The sequence below is a fragment of the Calothrix sp. NIES-2100 genome (genome assembly GCF_963875285.1).
Taxonomy (GTDB): domain Bacteria; phylum Cyanobacteriota; class Cyanobacteriia; order Cyanobacteriales; family Nostocaceae; genus Aulosira.
Map to the genome: position 1 here is coordinate 3,114,726 of NZ_CAWNLA010000001.1, position 24,233 is coordinate 3,138,958.

General features: G+C 42.7%; 26 protein-coding genes and 1 pseudogene. 14 read left to right on the top strand and 13 right to left on the bottom strand.

Annotated elements, in window-relative coordinates:
* Window positions 1-9 precede the first annotated feature (9 nt).
* On the bottom strand, window positions 10-516 hold the full coding sequence (locus AACU32_RS13120) for a DUF4112 domain-containing protein (protein WP_096600126.1): 507 nt from the start codon (window positions 514-516) through the stop codon (window positions 10-12).
* A 75-nt stretch (window positions 517-591) separates the two neighbouring features.
* On the bottom strand, window positions 592-1,491 hold the full coding sequence (locus AACU32_RS13125; RefSeq protein ID WP_096600128.1) for a YihY/virulence factor BrkB family protein: 900 nt from the start codon (window positions 1,489-1,491) through the stop codon (window positions 592-594).
* A gap of 180 nt (window positions 1,492-1,671) precedes the next feature.
* On the opposite strand from AACU32_RS13125, the gene AACU32_RS13130 reads away from it, so the two are divergent.
* The 4 genes from AACU32_RS13130 to nadB all read left to right on the top strand — a co-directional run bounded on the left by AACU32_RS13130 (window position 1,672) and on the right by nadB (window position 6,260).
* Window positions 1,672-2,127: a hypothetical protein gene (locus tag AACU32_RS13130; protein WP_096600129.1), complete on the top strand. Its 456-nt coding sequence runs from the start codon at window positions 1,672-1,674 to the stop codon at window positions 2,125-2,127.
* Between the two features lie 245 nt (window positions 2,128-2,372).
* A complete protein-coding gene (locus AACU32_RS13135; RefSeq protein ID WP_339377832.1) occupies window positions 2,373-3,614 on the top strand; it encodes an RNA-guided endonuclease InsQ/TnpB family protein in 1,242 nt (413 codons plus the stop codon).
* Window positions 3,615-3,881: 267 nt separating this feature from the next.
* Window positions 3,882-4,307 carry a photosystem II complex extrinsic protein PsbU gene (psbU, locus tag AACU32_RS13140; protein WP_096607980.1) on the top strand — a complete coding sequence of 142 codons (426 nt, stop codon included), beginning with the start codon at window positions 3,882-3,884 and terminating at the stop codon, window positions 4,305-4,307.
* A 276-nt stretch (window positions 4,308-4,583) separates the two neighbouring features.
* A complete protein-coding gene (gene nadB, locus AACU32_RS13145; protein WP_096600131.1) occupies window positions 4,584-6,260 on the top strand; it encodes an L-aspartate oxidase in 1,677 nt (558 codons plus the stop codon).
* A 55-nt stretch (window positions 6,261-6,315) separates the two neighbouring features.
* Here the strand turns inward: nadB and AACU32_RS13150 are convergent, their stop codons facing one another.
* A complete protein-coding gene (locus AACU32_RS13150) occupies window positions 6,316-6,582 on the bottom strand; it encodes a hypothetical protein (RefSeq protein WP_339377833.1) in 267 nt (88 codons plus the stop codon).
* 771 nt (window positions 6,583-7,353) lie between these two features.
* Window positions 7,354-7,791, bottom strand: a complete 438-nt coding sequence (locus AACU32_RS13155) for a hypothetical protein (RefSeq protein WP_096600133.1) — start codon at window positions 7,789-7,791, stop codon at window positions 7,354-7,356.
* Between the two features lie 175 nt (window positions 7,792-7,966).
* Here AACU32_RS13155 and AACU32_RS13160 point away from each other — a divergent pair, with 175 nt between their 5' ends.
* Both AACU32_RS13160 and AACU32_RS13165 read left to right on the top strand, forming a co-directional pair.
* A complete protein-coding gene (locus AACU32_RS13160) occupies window positions 7,967-8,488 on the top strand; it encodes a tetratricopeptide repeat protein (RefSeq protein ID WP_096600134.1) in 522 nt (173 codons plus the stop codon).
* Between the two features lie 83 nt (window positions 8,489-8,571).
* A complete protein-coding gene (locus AACU32_RS13165; protein WP_096600136.1) occupies window positions 8,572-9,510 on the top strand; it encodes a DUF3153 domain-containing protein in 939 nt (312 codons plus the stop codon).
* A 127-nt stretch (window positions 9,511-9,637) separates the two neighbouring features.
* Here AACU32_RS13165 and pdxH read toward each other — a convergent pair whose 3' ends face one another.
* Both pdxH and AACU32_RS13175 read right to left on the bottom strand, forming a co-directional pair.
* A complete protein-coding gene (gene pdxH / locus AACU32_RS13170; RefSeq protein WP_096600138.1) occupies window positions 9,638-10,282 on the bottom strand; it encodes a pyridoxamine 5'-phosphate oxidase in 645 nt (214 codons plus the stop codon).
* A gap of 6 nt (window positions 10,283-10,288) precedes the next feature.
* The gene (locus tag AACU32_RS13175; protein ID WP_096600139.1) at window positions 10,289-10,555 is read right to left on the bottom strand and encodes a hypothetical protein; all 267 of its coding nucleotides are present in this window, start codon (window positions 10,553-10,555) and stop codon (window positions 10,289-10,291) included.
* Window positions 10,556-10,658: 103 nt separating this feature from the next.
* Here AACU32_RS13175 and AACU32_RS13180 point away from each other — a divergent pair, with 103 nt between their 5' ends.
* From AACU32_RS13180 to AACU32_RS13190, 3 genes are all read left to right on the top strand, one after another.
* A complete protein-coding gene (locus AACU32_RS13180) occupies window positions 10,659-11,759 on the top strand; it encodes an AI-2E family transporter (protein ID WP_096607982.1) in 1,101 nt (366 codons plus the stop codon).
* A gap of 526 nt (window positions 11,760-12,285) precedes the next feature.
* The gene (locus AACU32_RS13185; protein WP_096600141.1) at window positions 12,286-13,116 is read left to right on the top strand and encodes a segregation/condensation protein A; all 831 of its coding nucleotides are present in this window, start codon (window positions 12,286-12,288) and stop codon (window positions 13,114-13,116) included.
* Window positions 13,117-13,344: 228 nt separating this feature from the next.
* Entirely contained in the window at window positions 13,345-14,514 is a 1,170-nt protein-coding gene (locus tag AACU32_RS13190; protein ID WP_096600143.1) for a sugar phosphate nucleotidyltransferase, read from the top strand.
* A gap of 79 nt (window positions 14,515-14,593) precedes the next feature.
* On the opposite strand, the gene speA is transcribed toward AACU32_RS13190, so the two are convergent.
* Window positions 14,594-16,612, bottom strand: coding sequence for a biosynthetic arginine decarboxylase (speA, locus tag AACU32_RS13195; protein WP_096600145.1), 2,019 nt, complete (start codon window positions 16,610-16,612; stop codon window positions 14,594-14,596).
* A gap of 243 nt (window positions 16,613-16,855) precedes the next feature.
* Here speA and ndk point away from each other — a divergent pair, with 243 nt between their 5' ends.
* Entirely contained in the window at window positions 16,856-17,305 is a 450-nt protein-coding gene (ndk, locus tag AACU32_RS13200; RefSeq protein ID WP_096600147.1) for a nucleoside-diphosphate kinase, read from the top strand.
* Between the two features lie 287 nt (window positions 17,306-17,592).
* Here ndk and AACU32_RS13205 read toward each other — a convergent pair whose 3' ends face one another.
* From AACU32_RS13205 to AACU32_RS13220, 4 genes are all read right to left on the bottom strand, one after another.
* Window positions 17,593-18,318, bottom strand: coding sequence for a TerC family protein (locus AACU32_RS13205; protein WP_096600149.1), 726 nt, complete (start codon window positions 18,316-18,318; stop codon window positions 17,593-17,595).
* Window positions 18,319-18,604: 286 nt separating this feature from the next.
* Window positions 18,605-18,880, bottom strand: a complete 276-nt coding sequence (locus AACU32_RS13210) for a hypothetical protein (RefSeq protein WP_096607983.1) — start codon at window positions 18,878-18,880, stop codon at window positions 18,605-18,607.
* Window positions 18,876-19,082, bottom strand: coding sequence for a hypothetical protein (locus AACU32_RS13215; protein ID WP_339377835.1), 207 nt, complete (start codon window positions 19,080-19,082; stop codon window positions 18,876-18,878). The genes AACU32_RS13210 and AACU32_RS13215 overlap by 5 nt, the downstream gene beginning before the upstream one ends.
* Window positions 19,030-19,332, bottom strand: a complete 303-nt coding sequence (locus AACU32_RS13220; RefSeq protein ID WP_339377836.1) for a hypothetical protein — start codon at window positions 19,330-19,332, stop codon at window positions 19,030-19,032. The genes AACU32_RS13215 and AACU32_RS13220 overlap by 53 nt, the downstream gene beginning before the upstream one ends.
* Before the next feature lie 48 nt (window positions 19,333-19,380).
* On the opposite strand from AACU32_RS13220, the gene AACU32_RS13225 reads away from it, so the two are divergent.
* From AACU32_RS13225 to AACU32_RS13235, 3 genes are all read left to right on the top strand, one after another.
* Entirely contained in the window at window positions 19,381-19,485 is a 105-nt protein-coding gene (locus tag AACU32_RS13225; protein ID WP_339377837.1) for a hypothetical protein, read from the top strand.
* Window positions 19,482-19,649, top strand: a complete 168-nt coding sequence (locus AACU32_RS13230; protein ID WP_339377838.1) for a hypothetical protein — start codon at window positions 19,482-19,484, stop codon at window positions 19,647-19,649. The genes AACU32_RS13225 and AACU32_RS13230 overlap by 4 nt, the downstream gene beginning before the upstream one ends.
* Before the next feature lie 547 nt (window positions 19,650-20,196).
* Window positions 20,197-20,532, top strand: coding sequence for a hypothetical protein (locus AACU32_RS13235; RefSeq protein ID WP_096600151.1), 336 nt, complete (start codon window positions 20,197-20,199; stop codon window positions 20,530-20,532).
* A 214-nt stretch (window positions 20,533-20,746) separates the two neighbouring features.
* Here the strand turns inward: AACU32_RS13235 and AACU32_RS13240 are convergent, their stop codons facing one another.
* A complete protein-coding gene (locus tag AACU32_RS13240) occupies window positions 20,747-20,950 on the bottom strand; it encodes a hypothetical protein (RefSeq protein ID WP_339377839.1) in 204 nt (67 codons plus the stop codon).
* Window positions 20,951-21,050: 100 nt separating this feature from the next.
* A pseudogene (locus tag AACU32_RS13245) lies at window positions 21,051-21,480 on the bottom strand (transposase).
* Window positions 21,481-21,771: 291 nt separating this feature from the next.
* Between AACU32_RS13245 and AACU32_RS13250 the strand changes: the two are divergent.
* Window positions 21,772-24,162 carry a HEAT repeat domain-containing protein gene (locus tag AACU32_RS13250; protein ID WP_339377840.1) on the top strand — a complete coding sequence of 797 codons (2,391 nt, stop codon included), beginning with the start codon at window positions 21,772-21,774 and terminating at the stop codon, window positions 24,160-24,162.
* The last annotated feature ends 71 nt before the right edge of the window (window positions 24,163-24,233 follow it).

Here is a 24,233-nt window from a genome sequence, read left to right on the forward strand (position 1 = left end):
GTTAATTAATTAACCACCAGTTAAGGCTTGCCACAGCCATCTAATTACTATCATAGGCAATATAACTAAGATAATGGCAATTAGCAATAATCCCGCTACAAGTGCTAAGATAAACCACTTATCTACTTTTTGAGTTTGTTGGGGAGACTTTAAGTGTTCTTCTAACAGTTGTATATTTAGAGTGTTAGCTTTCCAAGCAAAATCAAACAAATCTCCCAGCATGGGGAAAGCGCCCACCAAACCATCCACTATGATATTAACTACCATTCTGCCGAGAGTAGCTCTAGATACACCGATCCGCGCTGCTTCTACGACAATGTAGCAAGAAAGTATAACTCCGACAAAATCACCGCCAATAGGTAATAATCCTAAAATAGGATCTAAACCAACACCAACCTGGGTTCCGGGAATGGTAATCAAGTTATCCAAGAGCCTACTTAGCTGACGTAGCCGCCGCACAGTAGGTGCTTTAGCATCAGGTTCAATCATCGGATATCGAGAAGGTAAATCAGGCATGAGTGCGATCGCTTTTGGAAGTTCAATAGTTATTTACAGCACTTTGGCTGTCATTTGTCATTAGCAGTAAAATTATTAATTTTGTTTAAGAAAAGTTGCTTGTTTTTGGGGGCGCATATCTTCACCGACTGTGACGTTTAATTGATCGCCTACGAGAAGAACAACAGCACTCATCCACAACCAAAGCATTAAGACAATCACAGCCCCCACAGCACCATATACTTTATTGTAGTTACCAAAATTAGCGACATAAAGTCGAAACAGAGCAGACAAAATTGCCCAAAAAACTGCTGCTAAACTAGCTCCTGGCATCATTGGTGTCCCTGGATTCCAGATACTAGGGCCATAGCGATAAACAAAGCCAAAGGCAAAAGCAACAATACTTAAAGCTACAGGCCAGCGTAACAATTCCCAAATATCAAACAGGAAAATTAAAGAATTATTTTCTTGCACTGCTATTTTCAAGAGTAGGTCACTGATAAAAACTAAAAATGACGCTAATACTAACAGCAACATAGTACCGATTGTTAATCCCAGAGAAATCAGCTTGGCTTTCCAAAAGGGACGCATTTGATGTGGGGGAACTTGATGAATTTGATCCAAAGCCGTCATTGCAGTACTTACCGCTCCCGAAGCAGTCCAAATTGCGATCGCAAAGCTGAGAGAAAACAAACCGCTATTTTTGGAATTAGCGATTTCTGTTCTGGCAAAATCACTAATCAGAATTAGCACTTCGTCTGGTGCAATTTGACTCAACTGCATCGCTAATTGTTTAAAAGTGTCTTGCAAGGATTCTGCAAATAAGCCAATAGCTGTCACCAAAGCCAGAATTGCTGGAAATAGTGACAGCATAGCGTTGAAAGCAATTTCCGAAGCAAGTCCCAAAAGTCGTCTTTCCATTGTCCTGGCAAAAGTTTTCTTGAGCGTCCGCCAGTTGAGGTGACGAAAGAAGCGGACAAAACGATACTGGTACATGATTTTGGTATTCTGAAACTCTTGATTGGGGAGTTTTCTTCCCCATGTCTTCCCATAGCACAATGCCCAATGCCCAATGCCCAATTACCATTGACGATTGACAACTGACAACTGACAACTGACAATTGACCATTGACAATTGACCATTGACTATTGACTATTAACTAATCAAAAATCACTATGAGTCAAGACTTAACAACACAATGGTTGACTGAAATCCAGTCCCTCAGACAGCAGATAGTAGATATTCAGCACGAGCGCGATGCAGCTTGGGAAAGTGCCCAAAAATGGCGTAAACTGTATAACACAGAGGCAGAACAACGACGCACTGATACTCAGTTATCTCAGCAGGCGATCGCATCCCTCAAAGCAGAACTGCAAAAAGTCCAAGGTTTAGATACAGGCGCACTCCCTGATGGCACAGCAGTCACAGCTATTCAACAAGAAATCGCACAACTCCAATCAGCGGATGAATTGAAAACTAAATTATTGACAGTCATTCAAGAACGCGATCGCCTCTTGCAAGCTTTGAAAACCGAACAAGATAACCACGCCCAAACCCGCAATAACTTAACTACCGCTTTGGGTGATGCTATTGATGGCTGGACGCGGGAGCGAGTCGCCCTGGAACAATAAATTGTAAACCCATTCCCCACCTAAAAATTATAGTCAATGGTAATTGGGCATTGGGCATTGGGCATTGGGCATTGGGCACTTGTACTCTCGCAAGTCGAAGTATTGAGGATTGGTCATTTCTTATTTATCTCCCTTGTCCTCCTTGTCCCCTCATCCCCTCTGCCCCATGCCCCATCCCCCAATCCTGTGTGATAATCAACATCACAAATAAAACAGGAGATTGCAAAGCAGTGGCTACAAGGCGAATGACTTTTAGGTTATACCCAAACAAACAAATTCTTTGGTCTTTGAGGTATCACCGAAAGCTCCACAAAGACTTGTACAACTGCGCTGTGTACAACAGATTTACTCAATATCAAAAATTCAATCGTTCTGTTAGCTATTTTGAGCAACAGAACTCTTTACCAGCTTTTAAAGAAGTTTGGACAGAGTATAAGGAAATCAATTCCCAAGCTTTACAAGCGACTTTGAAGCGTGTTGATTTCGCTTTTGAACGTTGGTTTAAAGGATTAGGTAAGCGTCCACGGTTCAAATCAATTCGTCATTACTCAGGGTGGACATATCCAGCCAAAAGCGGTTATTCCGTAGAATCTAATGGCGAAAATGGTTATTTGAATCTGTCAAAAATTGGACGCATCCAGATGCGTGGTAAGGCTAAGTATTGGGGAATTACCACTACTTGTACTATCGTTTATCACAATGGAAAATGGTACGCCTCAATCACAGTTGATGTTTTAGACCAAGTGCTACAGACTGAAATTTTACCAACTGGTGCTATTGGTATTGATTTAGGTTGTAAATCAGCATTATCAATTACTGATGGGGAAAATCATCAACAGATTCAAGCGCCAAAGTTTTTGAGAAACGCTGAACAGCTAATTAAAAAAGCATCCAAGAATAAACGACGGAAACAAGCACCAAATAGAAAGAAGAAAATCAAGGCTTCTAGAAGATATAAAAAAGCTCAATCGAAGGTTAGCAAGATAACTCGCAAGGTTGCTAATCAGCGCCAGAATTGGGTACATCAAGTTGCAGCAGACATTGTTAGCGGTAATAGCTTCGTTGCAACAGAGAACCTTCAGGTAATAAAGATGACAAGTAAAGCTAAAAAAGGCAAGCGTAAAAAGCAGAAGGCTGGGCTGAATAAGTCAATACTTGACGTGGGTTTTGGAATGCTTCGCAGCACTATCAAATACAAAGTTGAGCAAATTGGTGGTGTATTTGTAGAAGTTCCAACCAAGAAAGTAAAGCCTAGTCAAACTTGCCCAAAATGCGGTCATCAACACAAGAAAACCCTCGATATTCGTGTACATAATTGTGCTGTTTGTGGATATTCGCAAGACCGGGATATTGCTGCTGCTCAAGTAATGCTTTACTGGGCAAAAGGTACTCTACCGGAGTCAGGAACTGGCTTCGCAGTCGCAGAGTCGCCTAGCTCTACCACGTCTACCAGTAAGTGCAAGCAAGCTGACAGATGCGGCAACTAGGGGCGAAGAAGCGACAAAAATCTACACAAAGCCTTGCTAAACACGAACTGAGGGATGTAGAAACCCACAGTTCAGGCAAAGCCAACTGTGGGTAGTTCATTAAGCTGTATATTAGTTTCTGATGACTGCTGTGTGTTGATTAGGCAAACAGCTTTTAGTCAAGGGTCACAAGTCAATAGTCAATCATCTTGACTATGGATCTTGGACTGTTGACATCTGTTAGCTTAAAAATTTTATTTCAGTTTGATGGAAAGAGGTAAAAAAATCGTGAAAGGATTGGTGCGTTTATTAACAGTGTTTAGCTTGTTGCTCGGTTGTTGGGGATGGCTGGGAACAACTCAGGTAGCCCAAGCTGCCAGTTTCAATAGTTTTACTCTTCCCCAAGTCTCGGTTCTGGCAGTTGGGCAGAATCGGGCAGACGCTAAGCTAGGAACGGAATTCGGTAAAAAAATTGATTTGAACAATACCAACGTCCGTGCTTTTCAACAGTATCCAGGTTTGTATCCTACCCTAGCTAAGCAAATCATCAAGAATGCTCCATACCAAAAGGTAGAGGATGTCTTGGAACTTCCCGGCTTGAGCGATCGCCAAAAACAAACTTTGCAAGCCAATTTAGATAAATTTACAGTGACAGAACTAGAACCTGCCTTCAACGAGGGAGACGATCGCTTTAACAATGGCATTTATAGATAACTGCAAGTGCAGTTAATGTAGTGAATCAGCGCTTACTCCTACTGTTTTGGAGTAGCATTTTTTGCTAAAAAATGGGTAGAAGTAGGGGACAATGGACAATATATGCCTTTGTTCCCTCTTCCTCCTCTCCTTCACAGGTGTAGGTTTGTACTCAAAATATGAGTCAAGACTCTCATCGGAACCGAGAAAACAGCTTTTTCTTCCCAGTCCGGTTGAGCGCGTTGTTGAAAAAAACTTATACTTGTCACATCACCCCAAACCCCTAAATCTCTTACCTTGCCTGAATTAGATATTCCTAGCCAATTTGATGTCTTAGTAGTTGGTGCAGGTGCTGCGGGACTGTATACAGCACTTTGTCTACCAGAGTCATTGCGAGTCGGCTTAATTACCAAAGAAACAGTTGCTTTGTCTGCCAGTGATTGGGCACAAGGTGGGATTGCTGCCGCGATCGCCCCTGAAGATTCTCCAACTTTACATATTGAAGACACAATGCGGGCAGGGGCAGGCTTGTGTGATAAAGCAGCGGTAGAATTCCTTGCCGAACACGCCCCTAGCTGTATTCAATCTCTAGTCGAGTTGGGAGTAGCTTTTGACCGTCATGGTAATACTTTGGCTTTAACTTTAGAAGCTGCCCATTCTCGTAATCGCGTTCTCCATACCGCTGACACCACAGGTAGGGAAGTGATCACAACCCTGACTGCCCAAGTATTGCGCCGCCCCAATATTCAAATTATTCAGCAGGCTTTGGCTTTGAGTTTGTGGATGACACCGCAAGGTGATCAAACTCAAGGAGTTAGCCTATTTTATCAAGGCGAAATCCATTGGATTAGAGCTGGTGCGGTGGTACTGGCAACTGGTGGTGGTGGGCAGGTATTTGCGCAAACTACTAACCCGGCTGTGAGTACAGGTGATGGAGTAGCGATCGCTGCCCGTGCTGGGGCGATCCTCCGCGATTTAGAATTTGTCCAATTTCACCCTACAGCCCTGACTAAACCAGGGAGCGATCGCTTTCTCATCAGTGAAGCTGTACGCGGTGAGGGCGCACACCTGGTTGACAATGAGGGACGGCGTTTTGCCTTTGACTACCATCCTGCGGGTGAACTTGCACCTCGCGATATAGTTAGTAGAGCTATTTTCAGCCATTTGCAACGTACTTCAGCTGATCCTTCCACTGCCTATGTCTGGTTAGACATGCGCCCCATCCCAGCTGACAAGATTCGTCATCGCTTCCCCAACATCATTAAAGTTTGTCAACATTGGGGTATTGATGTCTTTAAAGAACCAATTCCTGTCGCCCCGGCGGCTCATTACTGGATGGGTGGAATTGTCACAGATTTGATGAATCGGACAAATATTCCTGGTTTGTACGCTGTGGGAGAAACCGCCAGTACTGGAGTGCATGGAGCCAATCGCTTAGCCAGTAACTCTCTTTTAGAATGTATCGTATTTGGCGCACAGATGGCCAATATTGATTTGCCTGTTGATGCGCCAAAAGAGACATCAATGCTGCCAATCCGAGAATTTGAAACAGAAGTTGAGCAGTGGAATAGACAACAATTACACTTAGAAACACTGCGTCAGAAGTTACCGCGATTGGTTTGGCAAAGTGCAGGGATTTCGCGATCGCAGTCAGGATTGGAAGCCGCGATCACCACTGTTGAATCTTGGCAGCGAGATTTTGCTGCCTTACCTTTGAGTGAATTTCTGCTATCTTTAACTCCAGCAGAACCAGCTCGTTTAAAATTACCTGATGTCGAACGACAATTGCGACTTTGGGCTGAGACTCGTAATTTGCTAGATGTGGCTGATTTAATTCTCAAAAGCGCTGTTTTTAGAACCGAAAGCCGGGGCGGACACTACCGCTCAGATTATCCGGAGACAGACTTCGATTGGCAAGCTCACACCCTTGTCCAAAAAAATCATTGGTGGAAATGCCCAATCTTAAACTATTAAAAATCTTCGAGCCATGATTAACCAGTCACTGACCGCTTGCATCTATGTAGGTAGTTCAGCGAGTACCACTACCATGCTGACTGTCAGGCCCACCATAATTCGGTGGTGTATAAGTTTTTTTTAAATCCTGAATAGTAGCTCCTAGCGTGGTTAAGCTTTCACCACTAGTGCTAAAACTATTCACATTCACAACACTCAAGTCTGCTGTAGTATTGGCAGTTTTAGGAATTACCAAGTAAACACTGATCAATAAGATTGCTATACTAGTGATTCTCAGATGATGAGTAATAGATCTGGGTAAATTTACTGTTTCAGTTTTCATGCCATTTCTCTATGTTATTTACGGTAGTTATACTTATTGTCTCAAAAAAAATATTAAATCTTTATTAATTTTTTGTTGCACTCGATAAACTTGCTGGATAAAAAATAGTTTTTATTAGCTGGCTAGTTGATGTAGCGGTAGTTTTTATTCAACGCACTTGACATCTAGAATTATAGTTTTGGTTGTGTTTATAACATCGGTCTAAAGTTAGATATTTTTAAGCATTGCTTAAACATGAGCAGCGATTAAATGCTTATGGCTTAATACAATCTTAATATTATTCTGTGTAAATACTCTGTCAGATGGATTACAAATTAGCTGTAATCATCTATGTTAGTGCAAAATTCTTTTATGTTAAGAAGAGTTATGTGATCGCTGTTACTGAACTCTCAACTGCTCAAGTTTCCCTGTTGCACTTTTGCATCCATTCTCAATGAGTACAAATTAGTAAAAATATTGTCAATTAAAATTAATTATTTAAGTATATACACTTAGATATAGCCGAAAAGCCAGTCTCCCAAGAACGTAAAGCCCTTCGGGCATAGCTTAGCTTACCGCGTAGCCTTCCGCAGCAAAACCAGCCGTTCGTTTAGCGAACAACGAACGCACCCAAAACGAGGATATGCAAATCTCTAATCCCTAGTGGTTCATCGCATTAATTTTGCGGTGCTGCGAGATCCCCGACTTCTTTAAGAAGTCGGGGATCTGAACATCCGCGACGCATCACAATTAATGCGATAGACCACTAGAACCTTCATTCTCGGCGACTGATTAACGCGGATAAATCAAAATTCCGCGCGATCGCCCTCTAAATCGTTGATGATTTTGATGATATTCAGAACGCTGCTCAAACACAGGATTTCTCAGTGTCGAGTTGCGGAAGATGGGATTAACTAAATTGGGATAAGTCAAACTAGGATTGATGATAGTTTGCTGGTATGGAGGATCAGAATAAACAGTAGTTCTGGGTTGGTAGTACTCAGTGCGGCGACGATAGTAGTTATCTGTGTTACACGGTATTTGCTCAGTTACCCCATTGATAGGTATGGGAGTAGCGATCGAGTTACTGTAAACATATGAACTCACACCATCCGAGTGTTGTCTCACACCATTAATAATAATCACCATTTCGGCAGAAGCGGGGGCGATTGTAGCACCGATCAACGCCAGAGTGATACCTGTACCGAGCCAATTCTTGATGTTATCCATATTTTGCTTCTCCAAAAATTTGATAACGCGGAATTATTAGCTACAAATACCTAAAAAATACCTGTAGCTACTTCATGAAAATTTAGATCTCTATCTAATTTAATTTTGCCAGATTCCAAAAAGATTGCGGAGATTGGCACAATAAATTAAAGCAGTACTAATTTGTCTACAAAACGTGAGTACAGAAAGTTTAGAAATTGCCAAATCTCGCTACCAAGCAGGGAAAGTTGCTTTTGAAACTGGGCATTACCGAGAAGCTGTAGAAAACCTGGAAAAAGCTAGCGCCCTCTTGTCTCGCAATTCTCGTTTTGGGGGTGAAGTTGATATATGGCTAGTGACAGCTTATGAAGCGGCTGGAAGAACAGAGGAAGCGATCGCACTTTGCGAACAACTTAAACGCCATCCCTACTCAGAAACTAGCAAACAAGCTCGGCATTTACTATACATTTTAAAAGCACCAAAGCTGAAAAGACCTAACGAGTGGATGACGGAAATTCCTGATCTGGGCAAGTTACCAGAAAATGAATCGCAAATTCGTGTAACTGTTAAACCTCACCAATCTTCAGGACAAAACAAATCTGCGGAACCAGAATTTGTCGATCTGAGCCAGGTCAATACCAAGGATAATCGCTTTATCTGGCTGGCATTAATTGTCATTGGATTAATGCTTTCCTACTTGGTGTGGTTGAGTTTTTAAGGAAAACTTTCTTTACATAAACCATGCTAAGAGTTAGAAGTGAAGATTGGTTAAATATTTGATGCTTGCGGAGAATTATCATCATGAATTTCTCGTATTTAGGAAAGATTTTAGGGCGGTTAATTACTTCATTAAGTTTTGTAAGCAGAAAGAAAGAATTATTCACAAAATTTGCTGGTCAAAAGTCGATTAACCGCAACTTTCCTACCCTACGAAACAGCCAAAACACCAAAATCCCCAAACCTATTTTGTGGTTTGTACTGTTTGCATCCTTGCTCTTAACTGGTTGCGTCCAGTATGACGTAGGAGTAAACTTTGACCACTCAAATCATGGGGAATTTGTACAACACATTAAACTAGGAGAAAGGCTGACTAGTTTTAGTGGCGACTACGTATATGAATGGTTAAATAGTATAGAGCGTCGCGCTAAGAAACTAGAAGGAAAAACTCGGCGAATTTCTCCAGAAGAAATTATTGTGTCAATTCCGTTTACTAATGGACAAGAACTACAAGAAAAGTTCAACAACTTTTTTAATTCCCACGTCAATCAAAAACCTGAATCGGTAGAGAACGAATCAGATTCAGAACTGCCAAAAATTGAATCTAACTTGCTAATAGAGCAGAACAACTTTTTACTGTTAGTAAAGAATCGCTTAATTTATGATTTGGATTTGCGATCGCTATCTTTAATTGCCAGCAACGGTAATGTCCTCGCCAACACAGGTTCAATTCTCGATTTGGATTTTAGCTTGAAAACTCCTTTTGGAGCCAAAAATATTCCCATTGCAGAAAATGCGATCGAGCCGGAAATCAACAAAAATCAACTAGTATGGAAGCTGAGAACTGGTGAATTAAACCACATAGAAGTAGTTTTCTGGCTTCCCAGTCCCCTAGGTATTGGTGCATTGCTGATTTCCTTGTTTGTCTGGGGAGGAATATATCTGAGATACACCTTTATGCCAGATCCCAGGCTTCAGTTTGCGCCGAAAGCAGCCGTTTCTGAAAGTGTGGCTGCTGAATAAAGCTTCAGCTTTTAGTCAGATCCCCGACTTCTTGAAGAAGTCGGGGATCTTGCAGCTCATCAGTTGATAAGTGCGATCGCATTTGCCATTTTCTGGACTAAAATCGCTATTTTGGTGATCGTAATTATTAAGGTGACAATCGCTGAATTTTCCAACTTTTATCATCTAAGCGACAATAGAGCAAGCGATCGTGTAGGCGGCTGGGCCTTCCTTGCCAAAACTCAATTTCTGTAGGAATTACTCGCAAACCTCCCCAATGAGAAGGCCTAGGAATCTCCTGATTTTGATACTTATGCTCCAACTCCTGCAAATTTTGTTCTAAAACTTCGCGGCTGGCGATCGCTTCGCTTTGATTAGAAGCCCATGCACCGAGGCGACTGTTTTCTGGGCGGCTGTAAAAATACCGATCTGACTCTTGTTGGGAAACCTTTTCTACATGTCCAATAATTCGGACTTGGCGTTCCAATTCTGCCCACCAGAAAACCAATGCGGCTTGGGGATTCTCTGCCAGTTCTTGCCCTTTACGACTGTTATAGTTGGTAAAGAAGACAAAGCCCCGCTCATCAAAATCTTTTAGTAACACCATTCTGGCTGAAGGCTTACCATCTGGCATAGCAGTTGCTATAGTCATAGCATTGGGTTCCGGAAGTTGGGCAGCTAATGCCTGATCAAACCAGCGTTTAAACTGTATAAAAGGATTAGGGTCAACCTCAGTTTCACTTAAATCTTGCAATGTGTAGTCTTTGCGAAGGTCGGCAATGGTAGGATGCATGGTGATTTACTTCCTGGCGATCGGATATGCGTATATATATCTTTGTTTAAAATATCTATTATCATCATTGACACCAATGCCAGCAATTGAGCAAATTAATTTCCCAGAATCTGGAAAAAAGATGACATCTGATACCAAATTCGTATAAGCAGTATTGTTTGCGATCGCTGGCTTTGCTTTGCACTCATCTGAAGAATCGAGGATGAAGTCTGAAGTTACCTCACTCACCAGGGGACGAGGCTTGAGTATTGACAAATTGTTGCTGTTATGCATACAGCAGCATGTACAGACGTTTTTTCATTCTAGACTTCGCCAAGCCACCTGTGAGGGTGTCTACATCCTTTACATCGATAATATTTAATCAAAAATTAGTATGATGCGCCGTTCAGCCTCCCTAAAACATTTATTAATTTATGGTCTGAGCGGTCCGATTATCGCTCTCAATGTCTGGCTGCTGTCCTTAGTATTTAAGTATTTTCAGCATCCTATTACTATTGTGAGCATTGCGGCAATTCTGGCTTTTTTATTAAATTATCCGGTGCAGTTCTTTAAACGGGCGCGGATCACGCACACGCAGGCGGTGATCGTTGTTTTGCTGTTCGCTTTAACAGTAGTGGTGATTCTGGTGATCACATTAGTACCAATGCTAATTGAACAAGCAAATTTACTCTCAAAGACAATTAGTAATTGGTTAGATAACAGTTCAACAAATCTCAAGCATATTGAAGCTTTAATCAGACAGCGGCGGTTACCTATAGATATGGAAGTGGTGACCAATCAAATTAATGCTAACATTCAGAACTTGGTGCAGCCACTAGCTTCGGGTGCATTCGGTTTTGCTGGGACGCTGCTATCAGGGATACTGAATCTCGTGTTAGTGGTTGTGCTAGCGTTTTATATGCTCCTATATGGCGATCGCGTTTGGTTGGGTCTGGTTAGCCTCTTACCGCCTAATATTAGAATCCCTTTAACCGCATCCTTACGATTAAATTTTCAGAACTTTTTTCTCAGTCAGTTGTTGTTGGGGCTATTTATGGTAGTTACCCTAACACCAATTTTCATGATTCTGAGGGTACGATTTGATTTATTATTTGCCATAGTCATTGGCATAGGTGAATTAATTCCCTTTGTCGGAGCAACTCTCGCTATTGGTTTAGTGACATTATTAGTATTGCTACAAAATTGGTGGTTGGCAGTTCAAGTAGCCTTAGCGGCAATTCTTTTGCAACAAGTCAAAGATAACCTGTTAGCGCCTAAATTACTAGGCGACTTTATTGGACTTAACCCCATCTGGATTTTTATTGCTATTTTGATGGGATTTGAAATTGCTGGTTTGTTAGGAACACTCGTTTCTGTTCCCATTGCTGGTACCATCAAAGGCACTTTCGATGCTCTCAGGAGCGGCCAATCTGGCGAATTTGTATCCCCTTTTACCTTTACTTATGAATCTGACTTCGATGAAGACAGTAAAATCTGAAGTATCCACCAACTGCAATAGTCCAGAGTCAATAGTCCAGAGTCCAGAGTCCAAAGTCAATTGACCATTGACCATTGAACGCCACTTGCTCTACTTGGGGAAACCCCAAGACCGCAGTGGCTCCCCTTGACCCAGTCCACCTAAAATTTTTAAGTAAGGAAGTATTGTAAATTACTGCTATTTACTTAATTTTAAGTATAAAAATATTATATTTTTCTTGAGTAATTATGCTGAAAATTAGAGCATTGACTAGTCAGATTAAAATTAATGAATATTTCAAATTACTAAAGAATCAACGTTGCATAATCTCAAATCACAATTCACAATAGTATTGAATCCAAAATTCGTATAAAAAATATGTGTAAGTTAATACATTTTAATCGAGTATTAATGAGACAGAGGAGCTTTGTGCTAATTTGTAGCTACATGGTAGCCAGTGATGCTTTCACAAAAAAGCATCGTTGCTCGATCCATATGTCTCAATGTTTAATCTACGTAGTTTGAACTTAATCACAGAAAATAATTGATGGATGCTTCCGAGCTATTAGAAACAATTACACTCCTAATCCAGCAGGCCCAGAGAGGGGAAATTGATCCTTGGGATGTCCAGGTAATTGAGGTTATTGACCGTTACTTAGAACTAATGGCTCCGGAGTCTACCGCAAGGGGCTATGAAGCCGACTTGTCTCAATCGGGACAGGCGTTCTTATCAGCATCAATGCTGGTGTTATTTAAGGCAAACACCTTAATGCAGTTACAATCAGCAGCAGATGAACAAGCAGAAACACTAGATGAAGAACTGCTAGAAAGTGAAAATGGCCTATTGCATTTAACCCCTCGCTTGCCTTTAGAGCATCACTTGCGTCGTCGTCCAGCAGCCATGCCACCGTCAAAACGTCGGGTGACTCTGCCAGAATTAATCGCGCAATTGCAGATCATGGCAAACCAGCTGAAACTTGTACAAAAAAGCACCAAACCTGTGCGTCCTCGGCGGCAGCCTAGTGTCCAATCTATGCGAGCAGCGCTAGAATTAGCTCACCAGGAGAATTTGACGGAAGTAGCCGGGGAACTAGAACAAGTATTACATGTTTCGGCAGCACAGCTACAGTTGGAGCAAAATTGGCTGAATTTAGAACAGCTAGTGGATTTATGGACTCAAAGTAAACAACCATCCCAAAATGGCACGGCCCATGTATCAGAACACAGCCATCTAGTCAGTGTTTTCTGGGCACTACTACTGTTATCAGCTCAATCCAAGGTAGAGCTATGGCAAGAGGAGTTTTACAAGGAGATTAAAATTCGCTTACTCATAGATTCAGCTAACCCCTACAAACCTGTGGAGCAGCCTATGAACTGAATAACTGAACTCATCGATAGATATAAATTATAGACTTTTGTTGGAGCCAACCTCAAAATCTGGGTAAATTGAAAATATGGCCGATCGCTTGTGATTTTGCTATCACTCTAGTTGAAACAACCAACAATTGCGCTGTCTTTGTGCTATCGGGGATGACTCAAAACCGAATAAATCGATGAAATATAACTCTTTGAAAGTAACCTGGCTTGTGGTTGAGGAATAATATTTATGAAAGCGATGATTCTTGCGGCGGGTAAAGGTACTCGTGTACGTCCGATTACCTATACAATCCCCAAACCGATGATTCCTATCCTGCAAAAGCCAGTGATGGAATTTTTACTGGAACTGTTACGCCAACATGGCTTTGACCAAATTATGGTCAACGTTAGCCATTTGGCTGAAGAAATCGAAAACTATTTCCGTGATGGTCAAAGGTTTGGTGTACAGATTGCCTATTCTTTTGAAGGCAAAATTGATGACAACGGTAAATTAGTTGGGGAAGCAATTGGTTCAGCCGGCGGAATGCGGCGCATCCAAGACTTCTCACCATTTTTTGACGATACCTTTGTGGTATTGTGCGGTGATGCTTTGATTGACTTAGATTTAACAGAGGCAGTAAAGTGGCATAGAGCCAAAGGGTCGATCGCTACCATTATTTCCAAATCAGTTCCGTTGGAAGAGGTTTCTAGCTACGGTGTAGTCGTCACTGACGAAGATGGTCGTGTTAAAGCTTTCCAAGAAAAACCCTCAACAGAAGAAGCCCTCAGCACCAACATCAATACAGGTATTTACATCTTTGAGCCAGAGGTATTTAAGTATATCCCCTCTGGAGTAGAGTACGACATTGGGAGCGAGCTATTCCCCAAATTAGTAGAAATTGGTGCGCCTTTCCACGCCATTCCTATGGACTTTGAATGGGTAGACATTGGTAAAGTACCAGACTACTGGCGGGCGATTCAGGGTGTACTCATGGGTGAAATTAAAAACGTGCAAATTCCTGGACATGAAGTCGCCCCTGGGATTTACACTGGCTTAAACGTGGCTGTGAATTGGGACAAAGTCGATATCACAGGCCCAGTTTACATTGGTGGCATGACCAGAATCGAAGACGGGGCTAAAATTGTCGGCCCGGCGATGATTGGCCCCAATTGTTGGATTTGTAGTGGTGCGACTGTAGAAAATAGCGTGATTTTTGAATGGTCGCGTCTGGGGCCTGGAATCCGCCTAGTTGATAAGCTGGTGTTTGGACGTTACTGCGTTGATAAAACTGGCGCAACTATTGATGTCCAAGCTGCTGCTTTAGACTGGTTGATTACCGATGCGCGCCAGTCTCCACCATCTCATACTCCTGTCGAACGACAAGCGATCGCCGAATTACTCAATACATCTGCTAGTTAGTCAATGGTCAATGGTCAATGGTCAATGGTCAATGGTCATTAGTCTGTTGACTGTTGACTGTTGACTGTTGACTTTTTGACTAACTATTCAAGTACGTATATCTTCTGAGACTCTGCTCGTAAGTTTGTAGGAGTCGCTGAGATTCGGCTAAAGTAATGCGCTTTTCTTCCAAGGCTTTTTCGCAACGCTGGCGGATGTTTTCCACCATGTCTTCTGAGTCATACTGCACGTAGCTGACTACTTCGCTCATGGTATCGCCTTTGACGACATGTTCAATTTGGTAACCTTTGGGGGTCAATTGAATGTGAACTGCGTTAGTGTCGCCAAATAGGTTGTGTAAATTACCCATGATTTCTTGGTAAGCTCCACTGAGGAACATTCCCAAATAATAGGGTTCTCCTGGTTTAAAGGTGTGCAGTTCTAAAACAGATTTGACATCACGCAAATCAATAAATCGGTCGATTTTGCCATCACTATCACAGGTAAGGTCTGCCAAAATTCCCCGCCGGATTGGTTCTTCATCTAAGCGGTGTATGGGCATAATTGGGAATAATTGGTCGATCGCCCAACAATCAGGTGCTGATTGAAACACTGATAAATTGATGTAGTAGATGGAAGCCATAATTTTTTCAAGGTCTTCCAGTTCATCGGGTACGTATTCTTGCTGCCTAGTGATGTTCAGAATTTTGTGACAACAAGCCCAGTAAAGGCGTTCGGCTTTGGCACGTTCCCGGAGGCGCAAAATCCCCAAGTTGAAGCGGCTAATGGCTTCTTCTTTAAATTGAGCAGCGTCGTGGTAGAACTCTTGATAATTTTCTTTGTTAATTGATTGGTAGGTTTCCCACAGATAATTAATGATTGGGGATTCGCCTTCTTGTGGCGGTTCTGGGGTATCGAGGGGGACATCGCTGGTGCTGAGAACATCAAAAATCAGTACCGATTGATGTGACGCGATCGCTCTCCCACTTTCACTAATCAGTGTTGGTACGGGAATCTGCCGTTCTGTACAGGTATCTTTTAACTCTGCCACGATGTCGTTGGCATAGTTTTGCATGTTGTAGTTTTTTGAGGCGTAGAAGTTGGTTTGGGAGCCGTCATAGTCTACACCTAAGCCGCCACCGACATCCAGATATTTCATATCCGCCCCCAGCATTGCCAACTCTACGTAAATGCGGCTGGCTTCTTGGATGGCATCTTTAATTACATTAATGGCGGAGATTTGCGAGCCGATATGGAAATGCATCAACTGCAAAGAATCGAGTAAATCAGCTTCGCGTAACTTGTCAACGGCCTCGATTACCTCCGGCATAGTTAAACCAAATTTAGCGCGATCGCCACTTGAGGTTCCCCAGCGTCCCATACCTTGGGTACTGAGTTTAGCCCGTACCCCTAAGATCGGTTTAATACCCAACTGGCGGTTAGCAGCAATTACTAAATCAACCTCTTCAATTTGCTCTAAGACGATAATTGGTGTTTGCCCTAGTCTTTGAGCCAACATTGCCGTTTCGATGTATTCCTGGTCTTTATAGCCATTGCAAATTAACAATGCGCCTGGGGTATCTAATATAGCCAGAGCAATCATTAATTCCGGCTTAGAACCAGCTTCTAAACCAAATTGATGGGGCTTACCAAACCTGACTAAATCCTCAATTAAATGGCGTTGCTGGTTGCACTTGACAGGAAACACACCCCGATAGACACCAGGATAGTTATAGCGAGCGATCGCTTTGGCAAAACAAGCATTTAACCGCTCAATCCGATCTTCCAAAATGTCCGAAAAGCGAATCAACATCGGCAGCCCTAAATTGCGCTGCTGCAAAGCGTTAACCAATTCAAACAAATCTAAAGAACCGCCGCGATCGCCCTTGGGGGAAACAGTGACATGACCGGCAGCATTGATGGAAAAATACGGTTGTCCCCAACCTTCAATGCGATACAGGTCTTCGCTGTCCTCTATTTTCCAGGAACGAGGCGAATCTTCTGTACTAGTACTAGGTGGTAAAAGCTTTTTGGGCTTATGGTTTTTCACTTCTGGTTTGTGTCCATTGGACAACAGCTTAACTACCTCTTCAGATGTAGCAGTTGATTCAACACCCATTTCTTCCTGACCTCTGTGTTTCACCCACGAATTATCAATTTAACGCATTCATTTGCGATCGCATATGCACCCAAAGATAATTTCTGAGATAAACTCTGATTGGTCAAGAGTCATGTGTTACCAATCATGAGTAATTAGTGAAGAGTTGCAAATCCGGAAACTCTCAACAAATCACTCAGAATCAAGGACAGATGACAAAGGACAATTGATCTTGAAAAATTTATTAAGTTTTCGGAGATAGCTTTGGAACGCACATTTTTGGCAATTAAACCCGATGGAGTACAGCGCGGACTGGTAAGTGAAATTATCGGTCGCTTTGAAAAAAAAGGTTTTACCCTCGTGGGTTTGAAGCTGCTCAAACCGACTCGGGAACTAGCCCAACAACACTACGACGTTCACCGCGAAAGACCCTTCTTTGCAACACTAGTAGAATTTATTACCTCTGGCCCCATAGTAGCGATGGTGTGGGAAGGTGAAGGCGTAATTGCTTCTGCCAGAAAGATTATTGGTGCAACCAATCCACTCAACGCTGAACCCGGAACTATTCGCGGCGATTTGGGGATCAACATTGGTCGCAACATCATCCACGGTTCCGATGCTCCAGAAACAGCGCAAAAAGAAGTTGCTCTGTGGTTTAAGGACGAAGAATTAGTTAACTGGCAACCAGAATTGACTCCTTGGTTGCACGAGTAGGGAGTTAGGGGCAGCGCCTCGGCTCCGCTCGGCGACCAGGGGGCAGCGCCTCAAGTTCGCTCGGCGACCAGGGCATAGGGGCAGCGCCTCGACTTCGCTCGGCGACCAGGGGGGACAAGGAGAGAAGTCTGAGCGCCGGCGTCCGGCGATGGCTTCGCCAACGTCTTCGACGAACAGAACTTCGGAGGGACAAGGAAGATAAATAAGAAATGCCCCATGCCCACTTGCCCTGAGCGGAGGCGTTCGCGTAGCGGACGCACCAGAAGGGATGCCCTATGCCCCATTTCCTACTTTGTTACTTCACTTTTTTCAGGTAGTTCTTGGGGTACTTTAATTTCAGTACGTTTAGAAAATCCCCAAGCTAGGATCAGACCGATCGCCGCAATCATTAACCATTCTGGTGGGACTAAACTATCATTCACCACCTTTAACAACAGACGCAAACCGACGAAGGACACGGTAATGTAGCCTGCGTCTTCTAGGTTCTCAAACTCGTCTAGCCAACGGATAAATAATTCCGCCATGAAGCGCAGGGTAATGATCCCAATGGTTGCGCCTGTTAGTACTAACCACCTTTCTTGGGAAACCGCGATCGCAGTTGTCACACTATCTAAAGAAAATGCCAAGTCTGTAAAGGCAATTACTGGTATTGCTTGCCACAACGACTGAAAGCGCGGCCCGTGATGATGATTTTCCTCATCCGTTTCTTGGGATGTGAAATGTTGGAATACTAGCCATAGTAGATAAGCAGCACCCAGAAGTTCAAATTGCCAAAAGTTTTGTACCCAAGTAGCTGTGAGGATTAATGTAATCCTTAGCACATAGGCAACAACCAAACCCAGGTTTAGGGCTTGACGCTCAACCTTTTTGTCTTCCAATCCTTGGGCGATCGCAGCGAGGGCGATCGCATTATCAGCAGATAGCACCGCCTCTAAAAACACCAGGATAAGTAGAACTATAGGAGCTTCAACGGTAAAGTGAAAATGAAGATAATCAAAAATTTTGTCTAGCATTCCAGGTATCTCAAGCAGGGAAATTTAAAAATTAACAGCAAAGCGCGAATTTTATCCTCACAAGTGCAACAAATTGCTCTTTTATCCAGCTTAACTTGGCTGTAGTGCATTCTGAAGACTGTTACATTCAGGCGATCGCAAGGAAAGTAGGGTCTGTTGAGTGTAGCACGACACACTCTAAGTCTTAACATTTTCTTAAAAAAGTCCTAATACATCAAGGACAAAAATACTTAAATAGATTTAGATCCCCGACTTCTTCAAGAAGTCGGGGATCTAAGATTGAGGTTTATTGCATCAGAATTTGGCGAATTAAAATACTCATCACTTCATCTGGTTTCTCGGTGGGTAGCAGTGGAGTCCATTCGCCTACGCCGGCGTAACCAATTACTTGCAAGTAGTGAATTGTACTGGTAACAGCTTTGGCTGAACCAATCAGCAGATGCTTAATCGGTTTTCTGTTGGCAAATGGGTTTTGAGTGGGTTGATTTGGTTTTGGTGTATTTGAATCTTCGCCTAAGAACTGTTCTAATTTTGACTGGGCGGAATCCCCAAATGAACTAATCGCGATCGCGTTCCTTGAAATTGCGCATAAACCAAACTTTGATTTCCAGTAGGTCACGGGCGATCGCGTCAAGCTTGTCCTCCACCTCGTCGAAACCATGAGCAATCCCAGTGGAAATATCTTTTTGATTGTTCCGAAGATGGTTAAAGTCACGCTCTGCCGCTAGCTTGCGCTTCTCTGAGTTGCCATAAATATATCGCATTCCCAATCTGTCCTTGTAGAATAGATAATCCTTGAGCAGTATTGGCGGCTGTTGTTAAAGCAATTCCTCCTAATTGCAAAGCTGCTTGTGCTGCTTGCTTGGCTTGCTGAATTTCTGAATCCTGGCTCTTATCACTTTGTTCTAAAGTGTTAACCTTGGCTCGTAGTTTTAAAATATCAACTTGCGCTGCTTGTGCTTTAACATCAGCAACGGTTGCAATATCTTCTGCTTCTCTTGCATTAGCTCGCACACCACCCGCCGGACTTTTATTACCAAACTGGCCAAGCGCGGAGTCGGTTTGACGACTATCAAAAAAATTACAGGACACACAGATTTAAAGGTTTTATCGCGTTACATCGAAGTTTCCGACGACGACGCTAGGGAGGCGATCGCCACTCTATGAACGCCAAACTACTTTTTCTCCAAATTGAAATTTTCTTTTCTCGGCTCCAGGCGGGCGAATATGACCACCCGTTAGATTTAGCTCAAGGGCTGCAAACTTTAGCTGACCTCGCTTGGGATGAGATTGATGAAATTTACCAGCCATCGCTTAGAATCGACCCGTAGAGTCAGGGTTGTATCTATCTCATTGTTGTTTGCTTGCCGCGATCGCGTTTGATGATGCACCCCATCCCAAGAGAGCGCGATCGCATTCCCTTAATGCAACTAGCTAGCAATAATAATTTTGCTTTTAAGCACTTTGTCAGAAAATAATCACGAAAAATCAACGCTTTCACCCCTACGGGCGGGCCTCTAAAAATGGCGATTGCCTCAAACTACCTTATTGAGAATGCTTGACACTATAGGGGCATAGGGGACTAGGGCGTGTTTTCAAACTCATTTCTTGAATCAGGGGAGGAGGGGGAGAGGGGGAGACGCGGTGACGCGGAGAGCTTTTTGAACAAATTTTCACCGCGTCGCCGCGTCCCATTGTCCCGTTGTCAGCCTTATGTAGTTGCATTCGATACTTTGAAGACACGCCCTAGGGGGACAGGGGGGACAAGGGGGACAAATAACAAACCTCAACTCGCTAGGTAATGTTCGGAGCTAGCTAGGTAATGTTCGGAGATATTGCCTCAAGTGCCGTGTCACACGGCACTTGAGGCAATATGGAATGGCAAGGAATAGCACCACCTGGGAAAGTGGCAGTAGTTGGCGACATGGGAAAACTAAAACTATTCGCGTACCCATCGCGCTAGAAAATCCGGTCATGGGGTATGCTAGAAAGCTTGATGGATTTCATAACATTTCTGTGGATATCTCCCGGCGAGCGGGGGATATTTTTTTGATTCTTGAGGCGATCGCCAAATATATTGAGTACAAGCGTACCAACTATCACCCAAACCAGAATTCGCGCCAACTCGACATTAATACCCGCGCCTGGGACGAGTTGCGGAAGTTTCAGAAGCTGTTGCAAGAGAATCCTCAGTTGCTGTTTGGTAAAGGCTAGTTGCAATCTTCAATAAACCTGCGCATGGTCTCGATCGTATTTATTTTTCCCAAGAGCAACAAATTAGTCCCAAGCTCTATGGCTAAGTGCTTTTTCAGTTCGGGATGCTTCCCCAAATCGCTGCACAAGGATAAAAACGCTTGTGTGGGGCTTTTGTAATATTCAAGTGTCTCAATTGCTCGAAGTTTAGACCATTGTAAGTATTCCTCTGTTGTCATTTGCATCGCTGATTACTCCAGGTTTTGATAAGTTGCTGAATTTCGCCGGGGGTTTGACCATCCGCGATCGCAATTTCAACTTCAGATTTTCGATTTTTTGCGATCGCGCTTTCGACTGAGCCAATGTAGCGGCGCTGAAGTTTTCGCCCGCTCATCCAGGTGTAACGGTAATACCAGTATTTGTTACCTGCACGCTGCACCCAATACTTTTCTACCCAATGAGTCGGGTTATCGTGTTGGTGAGCAGTTTTTTTTAGTATTACTGTTAACCTGCTCAGAGACCATTTATAAAGTAAATCTTTAGACGGCTAGACGACGTAACATAATACGAGTCATAACGGCATATATGGCAGCTTCACTCATTTGGTGTCAGACGTTCATAATCCTTACTCAAACGATGGTACTGGTTAAACCAACCGAATGTTCTTTCTACTACCCAACGCTTGGGTAAAACTTCAAATTCTTTATCAGTACGGCCCATGACCTCAACATGAGCTTGAATCATCAACCAACTAGCGAGCAAACTTATCGCCGTCATACCCCGAGTCAACCCACATGATTTCAACTTTTTCCAATGGCATCCAGTTTTCAAGTGATAATAGATGGCATTGCATATTTCACGCATATCTGTTGTGCGTGGATGTCCTCCTTCTTTAGCTGGTGGAATCAAGGGAGCCAAGATTTCCCACTCCATATCAGTTAAATCTGTGGGGTAAGACTTTCGTGTCATACCGACTATCTATGTAAATACACTGCATATAAAGTATCTTATCGGTACCAGAAATCCTTTCTCCTGACTTTTAGATTTACTTTATAAATAGCCTCTTATAACTCCGTTTTTATGAAGATATCAAAGTTTTGCCCCAAAGCTTTGAACAGTCTGGCTTGGGAATTTTCGGACAGGTCTATTGTATTTATTTGTTCCTGCATCGCAGAAAAACAATAAAATAGATACAGTTACCTAACTGGAGCTATAACACTGCTGAAAGCCACAAAAGCGATCGCCCAAAAATTCTACACCTTGTCTGTACTGTGTTTGTTGTTATTCCTGATGTTTACGGGAAATAGCTGGGCACAAATTCCTAGTGAGATAAAAATCACCCCCATAGTTGAAAAACTCATTGATACCAATGCCCGTGTGCGTTTAGAAGCACATGATGCACTTGTGAGTATTGGTTCGGGGGCAGTACCGACGTTGGTAGAAAACCTCAAAAACCCAGATTGTAACATTCGCTGGCGTGCGGCTTGGGTTTTGGGTGATATGGGTACGGAAGCTGCGACTGCGGTGGGTGCGCTGACGGAAGCTTTGCAGGATGAAGATGTTCAAGTACGTATGTATGCAGTATTGGCTTTGGGTGAAATTGGCAGACCTGCAAAATCTGCGGTTCCGGCTTTGATGGCAGCTTTGCAGGATAAGGAACAATATGTTCGCATTTATGCAGCTTCGGCTTTGAGACGGATTGGTACGGAGGCAAAAGTTGCGGTTCCGTCTTTGATTAATGCGTTAAAAGATAGTAATCCACGGGTGCGGAAAAATGCAGCTTTGGCTTTGGGTGCAATGGGAACTGAAGCTAATTCTGCGGTAAAGGTTTTAATTCCTTTGTTGGATGATAGCGAATATTATGTGCGATATGCAGTAGTTAAGGGTTTGGGTAGCATTCTTGGCGGTTATCAGGATGTGGCTGATAATTTGCCTAGTGCAAAATTGGCGAAGGTTATAGGGGATTTTGAGCAGGTGATTCAAATTCTGGAATCACACAAAGATAATTTTACCGAAGTGGATAATGCTCGAATCCGTCGTCCTTTGGAAGCATTGAAAGCGGAGAAGGAAACCCGTTTATTTGATGTTGCGAGCGCGTGGGCTTTAAAACATAAGCTACTACTAGGATTAATAATCTATGTAGTTTTCCTCCCTTCGCTGTGGCTGATATTATTGCAAATCAAACCTTTATGGTTATTACAAATTAATAATGCCCTAAAACCTTATACCGATTTTTCCCTGCCATTTCTCAGTATTAATGTGCCGTTGAGGTACGTGTTATTTATTGGTTGGTTTCATTTCCATCCCCAAGTGCTGGATGCATGGGTAGACAAGTATATTGAGTCAGCGCGATCGGAGTTTCCCAAAAAAGACACAGTTACTAGTCGTAGTAATTATATACCGATTCCGGTTGTCTTAGATGGCAATACCTTACCCCAATTAACGCCGGAGAATTTACGTCCAACTTTTGAGAAACAGCGCAGTTGTTTGGTAATTTGTGGTGAAGGTGGGATTGGCAAAACCAGTTTAGCTTGTCAAATAGCCAATTGGAGTATTGAAGCACAGCAAGATCTACGACTTTGCGAACATTTGATGTTGCCTGTGCTTTTAGAAGACGAATTTCGCCAAGTTGATGGTAAGTTGGCACTAATTGAAGCCATTCGCGGACAATTGCGATCGCTTATTGATGAACCAGAACCAATATGCGAAGAGTTGCTGTTAAAGCTGCTCAGAAAAAGACGCATTTTAGTCATAGTTGATCGATTCTCAGAACTAAATTCAGCTACTCGTGAAGCTTTACAACCAGATTCACCAGAGTTCCCGGTAAATGCGTTGGTGATTACTTCCCGGTTGGAAGAAAAATTAGGACAAGTAAATAAGACTATTATCAAGCCATTGAGGATTGAAGCAAACAAGCTTTCGTCGTTTATGGAAGCGTATTTAATGCAGCGAGGGAAGCGAGATTTATTTACCGACCAGGAATTTTTTGATGCTTGTACAAAACTATCATTAATGGTGGGACAACGTAATATCACGGTGTTATTAGCAAAATTATATGCCGAAAAATTAATTGCTAATATCGCGTCTCCAAACATTGCTGTACAAAATGGTGGTGTCCCCGAAACAGTTCCCAATTTGATGTTGGGATATTTAAACGAGTTAAATCGCTATGTTATGGGGGAAAAATTGAATGATAGAACTGTACATCAAGATGCAAAAGTCATTGCTTGGGAATGTTTGCGGGAAAATTACCAACCAGGAACAGCAAAACGTGAGGATTTATTAGCTGTTTTAGCTGCATTAAACCCAGACAATCCAGATGCACGCCTTGATTACCTGGAAAATAGTCTACATTTAATTCAAACAATTGGCTCCGCAAAAGATAAAATTAAATTCTGCCTTGATCCTTTAGCCGAATATTTAGCTGGATTGTATCTGGTGGACATGTACGAAAGTAACGAAAGCAAATGGCGATCGCATTTCTTGAAGAAGGCTGATGATTTGGTTAAAAACAATCATCAAGATGCCATCAAAGGATTTTTGATTGCTGTTGTTGATTGCTATTTATCTCAAATTACTAATGCGAAAGATTCTGACTTAGTACCGCAGAAGTTGAGTAAGTTAACTGGGGTTGTTCCCATCACACCATAAACCTATAGGAATCCTGCTTGAATCTTGCTAAGTATGCTGAGAAACAAACCTTTGTATAGCAAGCTTATAAC